8 protein-coding genes are annotated in these 8938 nt (G+C 73.8%); 3 read left to right on the plus strand and 5 right to left on the minus strand.

Features of this window, described 5'->3' with window-relative positions; translation table 11 throughout:
• Positions 1–77 precede the first annotated feature (77 nt).
• Genes tsaB through tsaD form a run of 3 tightly spaced genes read left to right on the plus strand, consistent with a single transcriptional unit; the run spans position 78 to position 2391 of the window.
• The gene (gene tsaB, locus ACL03H_RS23710) at positions 78–839 is read left to right on the plus strand and encodes a tRNA (adenosine(37)-N6)-threonylcarbamoyltransferase complex dimerization subunit type 1 TsaB (RefSeq protein ID WP_412813525.1); all 762 of its coding nucleotides are present in this window, start codon (positions 78–80) and stop codon (positions 837–839) included.
• Positions 836–1336: a ribosomal protein S18-alanine N-acetyltransferase gene (gene rimI, locus ACL03H_RS23715; protein WP_412813526.1), complete on the plus strand. Its 501-nt coding sequence runs from the start codon at positions 836–838 to the stop codon at positions 1334–1336. The genes tsaB and rimI overlap by 4 nt, the downstream gene beginning before the upstream one ends.
• A complete protein-coding gene (gene tsaD / locus ACL03H_RS23720) occupies positions 1333–2391 on the plus strand; it encodes a tRNA (adenosine(37)-N6)-threonylcarbamoyltransferase complex transferase subunit TsaD (protein WP_412813527.1) in 1059 nt (352 codons plus the stop codon). Before rimI ends, tsaD begins: the two co-directional genes overlap by 4 nt.
• A 276-nt stretch (positions 2392–2667) precedes the next feature.
• On the opposite strand, the gene ACL03H_RS23725 is transcribed toward tsaD, so the two are convergent.
• From ACL03H_RS23725 to ACL03H_RS23745, 5 genes are all read right to left on the minus strand, one after another.
• Positions 2668–3528 (minus strand): AraC family transcriptional regulator, encoded by an 861-nt coding sequence (locus tag ACL03H_RS23725; RefSeq protein WP_412813528.1) that lies wholly within the window; start codon positions 3526–3528, stop codon positions 2668–2670.
• A gap of 83 nt (positions 3529–3611) precedes the next feature.
• The gene (gene alc, locus ACL03H_RS23730; protein ID WP_412813529.1) at positions 3612–4742 is read right to left on the minus strand and encodes an allantoicase; all 1131 of its coding nucleotides are present in this window, start codon (positions 4740–4742) and stop codon (positions 3612–3614) included.
• Entirely contained in the window at positions 4739–6091 is a 1353-nt protein-coding gene (gene allB / locus ACL03H_RS23735; RefSeq protein WP_412813530.1) for an allantoinase AllB, read from the minus strand. Before allB ends, alc begins: the two co-directional genes overlap by 4 nt.
• A 52-nt stretch (positions 6092–6143) precedes the next feature.
• Entirely contained in the window at positions 6144–6869 is a 726-nt protein-coding gene (locus tag ACL03H_RS23740) for an aspartate/glutamate racemase family protein (protein WP_412813531.1), read from the minus strand.
• 13 nt (positions 6870–6882) lie between these two features.
• Complete coding sequence (locus ACL03H_RS23745) at positions 6883–8373, minus strand: NCS1 family nucleobase:cation symporter-1 (protein WP_412813532.1); 1491 nt, start codon at positions 8371–8373, stop codon at positions 6883–6885.
• Positions 8374–8938 lie beyond the last annotated feature (565 nt).

Consider the following 8938-nt stretch of genomic DNA (forward strand, 5'->3'; position numbering starts at 1 on the left):
CCCCCCCCCCCCCCGCTCCTGCCCTGCTCAGCACCCGCGACGGGGCGGTGACCTGGGCTGACGTACTCTGTTGCGCTGTGCTCGTCATCGCGCTGGACACCTCGACGCCCGCGGTCACCGCGGGCCTGGTCGCCCTGGACGGCGGCGGACCCCGGCCCCTCGCGCAGCGCGTGACGATCAACGCGCGAGCGCACGGCGAACTGCTCACCCCGCACCTGATGGCGGCGGTGTCCGAGGCGGGTCACCGGCTCGCCGACGCCGACGCGATCGTGGTGGGCTCCGGACCGGGGCCGTTCACCGGGTTGCGCGCGGGCATGGTCACGGCCGCCGCGCTCGGGCAGGCGCTGGACGTCCCGGTGCACCCGGTGTGCAGCCTGGACGCGATCGCGGCCGCGGTCCCGGAGGACGCCGCCGGGCGCGGCGTGCTCGCCGACGTCGGCGAGCCGGGCGCCGCGATCGCCGGCCCCGGGGGGCTGCGCCTGCTGGTCGCCACCGACGCGCGGCGCAAGGAGGTCTACTGGGCCGCCTACGGTCCGGACCGCGAACGGCTCACCGGCCCGCACGTGCACCGCCCGTCCGACGTGCCCGCCGAGATCGAGGGGTTGGGCCTGGACTTCGCCGCGGGCGAGATGGCCGGCCCGCACCGGGAGGCGTTCGGGTTGGAGGTGCTCGACACCGAGTACCCCACGCCGACCGGCCTCGTCGCCGTCGCGCGCCACGACCTGCGAACCGGGGCCGATCCGATTCCGCTGGTCCCGATGTACCTGCGGCGGCCGGACGCCACCGCGCCGGGACCGCGCAAGCAGGTCAGCTCCGACGGCGGGCGGGCCACGCCATGAGCGCTCCCGAACCGTTCGTCGCGAAGCTGCGACGCCGCGACCTGAGGCGCTGCGCCGAGCTGGAGCAGGTGCTGTTCCCCGGCGACGACCCGTGGTCGCTGGAGGCCTTCGCCGCCGAGCTCGACCGCGGCCACCACTACCTCGGCGCCTACGACGCGGCGGAGGAGCTGATCGGCTACGCGGGCCTGTCCCTGCTGGGACGTCCGCCGGAGGCGGAGGCGGAGGTGCACACGATGGCCGTCGACCCGGCGCACCAGGGACGCGGGGTGGGCCGGGCGCTGCTGCGCGGGCTGCTCGCCCGCGCCGACGAGCACCGCGCGACCACCTTCCTCGAAGTGCGCACCGACAACGAGCCCGCGCTCGCGCTCTACCGCGCGCACGGCTTCGAGGTCGTCGGCCTGCGCAAGCGCTACTACCAGCCCTCGGGCGCGGACGCGCACACGATGCGCCGGCCCGCGGCCGGTTCCCCCACCCCGGAGGGAGGTGGTGCGCGATGACCACCACCGACCGGATCGTGCTCGGCATCGAGAGCTCCTGCGACGAGACCGGAGTCGGGCTGGTGCGCCTCGGCTCGGACGGCTCGGTGCGGCTGCTCGCCGACGCCGTGGCCTCCAGCGTCGACGAGCACGCCCGCTTCGGCGGCGTCGTGCCGGAGATCGCCAGCCGGGCGCACCTGACCGCGATGGCCCCGACGATGCGCCGGGCGCTCGCCGAGGCGGAGCTCGGCCTCTCCGACGTGGACGCGATCGCGGTGACCGCGGGGCCCGGCCTGGCCGGGGCGCTGATGGTCGGCGTGTCCGCTGCGAAGGCCTACGCCGCCGCGCTCGACGTGCCGCTGTACGGGGTGAACCACCTCGGCGGGCACGTCGCCGTGGACACCCTGGAGCACGGCCCGCTGCCGCCCCGCTGCCTGGCGATGCTGGTCTCCGGTGGGCACAGCCAGCTGCTGCTGGTGGAGGGCGTCGCGGAGCGGATCACCCAGATCGGCTCCACCATCGACGACGCCGCCGGGGAGGCCTACGACAAGGTCGCCCGCATCCTCGACCTGCCGTACCCCGGCGGCCCGCCGATCGACGCGCTGGCCCGGCGCGGGGATCCGAAGGCGATCGCCTTCCCGCGCGGGCTGACCGGGCCGCGCGACTCGCGCCACGACTTCTCCTTCTCCGGGTTGAAGACGGCGGTGGCGCGCTGGGTGGAGGGTGAGCAGCGGGCGGGCCGGGAGATCCCGGTCGCCGACGTGTGCGCCTCGTTCCAGGAAGCGGTCGCGGACGTGCTCACCGCGAAGGCGGTCCGGGCCGCGGGGGATCTCGGGGTCGACACGCTGGTGATCTCCGGCGGGGTGGCCGCGAACTCGCGGCTCTCCGCGCTGGCGGCGGAGCGCTGCGCGGCGGCGGGGATCGCGCTGCGGGTGCCTCGCCCACGGCTGTGCACGGACAACGGGGCGATGATCGCCGCGCTCGGCGCGCACGTGGTCGCCTCGGGCGCGAAGCCCTCCGCCCCCGACCTCGCCGCCACCCCGGGCCTCCCGGTGGAGACCATCGTCCTGCCCTGAGCACCCGCACCCGCCCGAGGCCCCGCCCGCACGACCAAGAGCGATTTCGCGAGAAATCACGCCCCCACCCGCCTCGGCACCCGCGATTTCGCGAGAAATCGCGATCCCCGTCTCGGGAGCACCCGCGATTTCGCGAGAAATCGAGGCACACCCCGCCTGGGCAGCCGCGATTTCTCGCGAAATCGCGGGTGCGGGGCGGGGCGACGGCTCGGGTTGGCCGGGTCGCGGCGCGGGCAGGGGACGCGATTTCTCGAGAAATCGCGGGTGCGGGCGGGGTCAGGCGGGCTCGACGGGGACCCAGAGCTCGGCCTCGCCGTGCGCTCCCTCCGCCGGGGCGCTGGTGCGCAGGATCTCCGGGCCGGGCCTGCTTCGGTAGGGGTTCGACGGGAACCACTGGGTGAACACGTCCCGCCACAGGTGCTGGAGGGCGTGCGGGAACTCCCCGGAGGCCTCGAACACCGCCCACGTCCCGGCGGGCACGGCGAGCGAGTCGAGGTCGGCCGGACCGGCGCTCCCCCGCACCACGCCGTGGTAGTGGTCGAGCTCGCTGCCCTCCGCCCGCCCCTCCGCCAGGCCGTCGGTGGCCGCGATGATCCCGGCCGGCTCCTGGTCGGAGAGCTCGGTGATGCGCCGCAGCTCGTCGGCCCCGATCCCGCGCACGTGCTCGACGATCCCGGGGTTGAGCCCCTCGTGCACGAGCGGAACGCGGGCCTTCTTCCCGACCACGTGGAACGCCTCGCGGTGCACGATCCGATAGCGCATGTCGTTGCTCCCCTCGACGGTGAGTCGGAAGGAGATCCGCTGCTGGGAGCGCAGGGCCGCCCCCGTGCGCCGGGCCTCGCCGGGGCCGACGCCGTGCGGCGAGCGGAACGCCCGCGCGAACGCCTCCCCGGACCCGTAGTCGTAGCGCACCGCGACGTCCAGCAAGGTCCGCTGCCCGGCCAGCACCCCGGCGCCGGCGACGGTGAGCCGCCTGCGCCGCAGGTACTCCGAGAACGGCATCCCGGCCAGCGCGGAGAACACCCGGCGGCAGTGGTGTTCCGAGGTGGCGGCGATCCGCGCCAGCTCGGCGACGTCGACCTGTCGATCGAGGCGGTCCTCGACCTGCTCCAGTGCCCGGTTCCAGCGCTCCAGCACCGCGTTCTCCTCCCGTTGACGTCCACCAAGCCAGGGAGGGGACGGTCCCGCGCACCCGACTCCCGGTGCCCGATCCGATCGGGTCAGCCGAGCGCGGCGAGCAGCTCCGCGACGTGCTCCGGGGTGAGTTCGGCGGCGGCGAGCTCGGCCGCGCGGGCCTCGGGCACTCCGGCACCGGTGAGCACGGAGCGCGCGAAGGCCGCGGGCAGCAGCCCGAACCAGCGCCGCATCAGCTCGGCGCGCCCCTCGTCGGTCGGGGTGCCGTGCAGTCGCAGCCGCGCCATGCCGCCGTCGGGGTGGACGTCGAGCCGCACCCGGGTGAGCTCGCCGGTCGGCGCGACGCGGAACCGGTGCCGGGTGTCGGGTTGCAGCCGGGTGCGCGGCAGGAGCTCGCGCCACGCCGCCGGGTCGGCCGGATCAGCGCCGCGTTCGTCCACTCCGGACAGGGTCGCCCAGCCGGGAGCGTTGCCGACGAAGTGGCTGGTGTCGAGCTCGACGTGGGCGAGCTCGCCTGGCGCGGCGAGTCCGATCTCGACCCAGTCGTTGCCGTCGTCGCGGCGCCGCGCGGTCTCCCAGCCCTCACCCATCACGGCGGCCCGATCGGGTGCGAGCAGGTTGGCGGGCGAGCTGTAGAACATGTTGCTGCACCCGGTGATCCGTCCGCCGTGTTCGAGGGCGGCGAGGTCGAACTCGCCGCGCGCCCAGCGGGGGTCGGCGACGGGTTCGCCCCGCGCGCGGAGCCGGGCGATGCCGCCGTCGGGGTGCATGCACAGCCGCAGGTGGGTGCTGTGCAGCGGTGCGTCGACGTCGAACGCGTTCTCGGCGTCGCCCTCGACCTCGGCGGGGGCCAGCAGCTCGGTCCACTCGGCGGCGAGCAGTTCCGCGGGGCTCGGGTACCCGTCGACGGCGGCGGCCTGCACCGAGACCCGGGGCGGGTAGTTGCCCTTGAAGAACGCGGTGTCGACGACGAGGCGGCGCACGATCCCGGGCAGCCCGAGGCGGATGAGCGCGAAGTCCACGCCGGGTTCGCGGCGCCGCCGGGTCTCCCATCCGTCGTAGACCTGGCCCTTGTGCCCGAAGGTGTGCGGGCGGTACTCGGGAGCCGAGGGTTTGATCAGGTTCTCCCGCTCGGCGAACAGCTCGTCGTTCGCGTGGACCACCGCGCCGCCGACCGCGCGGGACGCGAGGTCGGGCAGCCTGGACCGGTCGTTCATGCCTCTCCCCTGTTCAGCAGCGTTCCTCGTGGTTCGCCCAGCACGTCGATCTCCGCACCGCGCAGCCAGGTGCGCCGGACCCGTCCGGCCAGCGCGCGGCCCTGGTAGGCCGAGACGGGGTTGCGGTGGTGCAGTCGGCCGGGGTCGACGACGAAGGCCTCGTCGGGGGCGAAGGCGCAGAGGTCCGCATCGGCTCCGACCGACAGCGAGCCCTTCCGGTGCAGCCCGGCGAGCTCGGCGGTGCGCCCGGCCATCCAGCGCACCACGTCGGTCAGCGGGTGTCCGCGCAGCCGGGCCTGCGTCCAGACCGCGGACAACCCGAGCTGCAGGCTCGACACCCCGCCCCAGGCGACGCCGAAGTCGCCGCTGTCGAGCCGCTTGAGCTCGGGGGTGCAGGGCGAGTGGTCGCTGACGACGGTGTCGATGGTGCCGTCGGCGAGCCCCCGCCACAGCGCCTCGCGGTTCGCGGCCTCCCGGATCGGCGGGCAGCACTTGAACTGGGTGGCGCCGTCGGGCACCTCCTCGGCGGTGAAGCACAGGTAGTGCGGGCACGTCTCGACGGTCACCGGCACGCCGTCCGCCTTCGCCGAGGCGATCATCGGCAGCGCGTCGGCGGAGGACAGGTGCAGCACGTGCACCCGGCAGCCGGTGCGCCGCGCGGCCTCCAGCACCTGCGCGATCGCGAGGTTCTCGGCCCCGCGCGGGCGGGAGTCCAGGAAGTCCCGGTACCGCGATCCGTGCGCGCTGGGGGCTCGGTCTATGGCCTCGGAATCCTCCGCGTGCACGATGAGCAGCGCGTCGTGCGCGGCGAGTTCGGTGAGGGCCTCGTGCAGCCCGGCGGAGTCCAGCGGCGGGAACTCGTCGACGCCGGAGTGCAGCAGGAAGCACTTGAAGCCGAAGACCCCGGCGGCGTGCAGCGGGCCGAGCCGTGCCCGGTTGCCGGGGATCGCGCCGCCCCAGAACCCGACGTCCACGTGCACCCGGCCGCGCGCGGCTTCCCGCTTGACGGCCAGGGACTCGGGGTCGACGGTCGGCGGCAGGCTGTTGAGCGGCATGTCCAGCAGCGTGGTGATCCCGCCGGCGGCGGCGGCCCGGGTGGCGGTGGGGAATCCCTCCCACTCGGCGCGGCCGGGGTCGTTGACGTGCACGTGGGTGTCGACGAGGCCGGGCAGCAGCACCTCGTCGTCGGCGAGCTCGACGACGCGCTCCCCGGTGAGCGGGGCGCCGAGCGGTTCGACGGCGGCGATGCGGCCGTCCCGGACGCCGAGGGATCCGGACGTCTCGCCGTGCGGGCCGATCAGGCGGCGGGCCCGGAACACCACGTCGTACCGCTCGGAGTTGCTGGCCACCCCTACCTCCCTGGTATTTTCAACAAAATGTTGAACGTCGTGGCGGCTCCGGTCAAGGGCCGGTGATCGGCCAGCCGGTGATCCGCTTCGGCAGCGGCGCCGCCCAGCCACCCACCTTCGAGGTGCGCAACCCCTGGCGCACCAGCGACTCGGCGAGCCCGACCGCGGCGGGCACGCCGTCCACCACCGGCACGCCCGCGCCGGCCTCGACCTGCTCGGCCAGCCCGGCCATGCCCGCGCAGCCGAGGCAGACCACCTCCGCGCCGTCCTCCCGCACCGCGCGCTCGGCCTCCGCGACGAGCCGGTCCCGGGCGCGCGCCGGATCGGCCTCCAGCTCCAGCACCGCCAGGCCGGTGGCCCGCACCGAGGCGCAGCGCGAGTCCAGGCCGATCAGCGCCAGCCGGTCCCGGATCTGCCCGGTCGTGCGGGACAGCGAGGTGACCACCGAGAACCGCCGGCCCAGCAGGCTCGCGGTGTGCGCGGCCGCCTCGGTGATGTCGACGACCGGCACTTCGAGCAGCTCGGCCAACCCCTCCTTGCCGTGCTCGCCGAACCCGGCCAGCACCACCGCGTCGTAGGGCTCCTCGATCGCCCGCACCCGGTCCATCACGGCGACGGCGGCGAGGTGGCTCTCGAAGTTGCCCTCCACCGAGGTCGGGCCGAAGAACGGGGTGACGGCCACGATGTCGGTGCCCGGCGCGGCGACCTTCCCGGCCTGCTCCGCGATCACCCCGGTGACCGCCTCGGTGGTGTTGACGTTGGCGACGACGATCCGCACGGAACCCTCCCGGTCAGTGGATGCCTTCGGCGGCGGTGTCCCCCGCCAGGTGCTCGCCGGAGACGTCGGTGAACTCCCGGCTCCGATCCGCGATCAGGTGGTGGAGCGCGCCCGCGGCCACGGCGCCGATGAGCCAGGAGAACGCCGAGACCGGCGCGAACACCGGCAGCAGCGCGATCACGATGCCGATCGCCGAGGCGGGCAGGAACGCCGCGAGCGCCCGCGGGTTCACGCCCCGCCGGTAGGCGTACTCGCCGGCGGGGTCCTCGGTGTAGAGGTCGGGGACGTTGATCCGCGCCCGGCGCACCAGCCAGTAGTCCACGACGAGCACCCCGAACAGCGGCCCGAGCACCGCGCCGAGCCCGCCGAGGAAGTAGTTCACCGTCGCCGGGCTGTTGTAGAGGTTCCACGGCAGCACCACCACGGCGAGCACGGCGCTGATCAGCCCGCCGCGCCGGAAGGTGATGTGCTTCGGCGCGAGGTTCGCCAGGTCGTAGGCGGGCGAGACGAAGTTCGCCACGATGTTCACCCCGATGGTGGCCAGCGCGAACATCAGCGCTCCGGCCACGAGCACGGCGGTGTTCGGCACCTTGGCGATGATCTCCGCCGGGTCGGTGATGATCTCACCGAAGAGGGTGTAGGTCCCGGCCGTGACGGTGATCGACACCATCGCGAAGGCGGTGAAGTTCACCGGCAAGCCCCAGAAGTTCCCCCGGATCACCGACCTGCGGTCCGGCGAGAAGCGGGAGAAGTCGCAGAAGTTCAGCATCAGCGCGCCGTACGTGGAGATCGTCAGGCCCGCGGCACCGAGCATCTCCCACCACATCGCCCCGCCGCTGAGCGCGTTCGGCGGGTTCCACGCGATGCGCCCGCCCGACAGGACCAGCACCCACCCCGCCATCGCGAGCATCACGACCCACACGATCGGCCCCGCCCAGTCCTGGAAGCGGCGGATCATCTCCATGCCGAAGCTGAGGATCACCAGCTGCACCGCCCACAGCGCCAGGAAGCAGATCCAGCCCAGGGTGGACAGCCCGAGGATCGAGTTCCGCGTGTGGGGCTCCAGCGCGGGGTCGATGCGCAGCGCCAGCACCACCACCGCCAGCGAGGCGAGGTAGGTCTGGATGCCGTACCAGGCGATCGCGATCACCGCGCGGATCAGGGCGGGCAGCTGCGCGCCGTGCACGCCGAAGGAGATCCGCGCCAGCACCGGGAACGGCACACCGGTGCGCTGGCCCATCCGTCCCATCAGGTTCATCCCCCAGAACACGACGAGGACTCCGATGAGCAGCGCGAAGAACGAGGGCACCGCGCCGAGGCCGAGCGCGAACAGGCCTGCGGCGAAGGTGTAGTTGCCGATGTTGTGCACGTCGTTCATCCACAGCGCGAAGATGCTGTAGGTCTTCCAGCGGCGCTGCTTCGGCGGCGCCAGGTCGGCGTTGTAGAGCCGGGGGCTCAGCTGCCCGTCCGGCGCGGTGGCGGCTCCGGCGTGATCCGTCGACATGGCCGCTCCGATTCCACATCGTGAAAGTATACTTTGAGGTATACGGAAACTAGGCCCGGCCGCTCCGCCCGGTCAACAGCCGCCTCGCCTCCACACCCCCGCGGGCGCGCCCTTTCCGCACGTCCACCACCCCGCACCGATCCAGCCCACCGATCCCCGGCGCACCCCGCACGGAGCACGGATTTCACGAGAAATCGCGCCCCACCCGCCGCCACGGCCGAGATTTCGCGAGAAATCGCGCCCCACCCGCCGCGGACGGCCCGACATTTCGCGAGAAATCACGCGGACTCCCCCTCAGCGCTGGTCAGGCGATGCAGCGTCGGTGCATCCGTTGCGGGGACGTTGCGCCGTTGCGGGAGCGGTGCAGGGAGGTGGAGATTTCGCGAGAAATCGCGCCTCCCACCACCGCGGGCGGCGACATTTCGCGAGAAATCGCGTCCGCCTCCCGCTGCGGGTGGTGGTGGGCGGGGAGATTTCGCGGGAAATCGCGGAAGCGGGGAGACCGGAGCGCGGAGGCCGGAGCGGGGAGACCGGAGCGGGGAGGCCGGAGCGGGGAGACCGGAGC

This window comes from Saccharopolyspora antibiotica (assembly GCF_047200635.1).
Classification (GTDB): Bacteria; Actinomycetota; Actinomycetes; order Mycobacteriales; family Pseudonocardiaceae; genus Saccharopolyspora_C.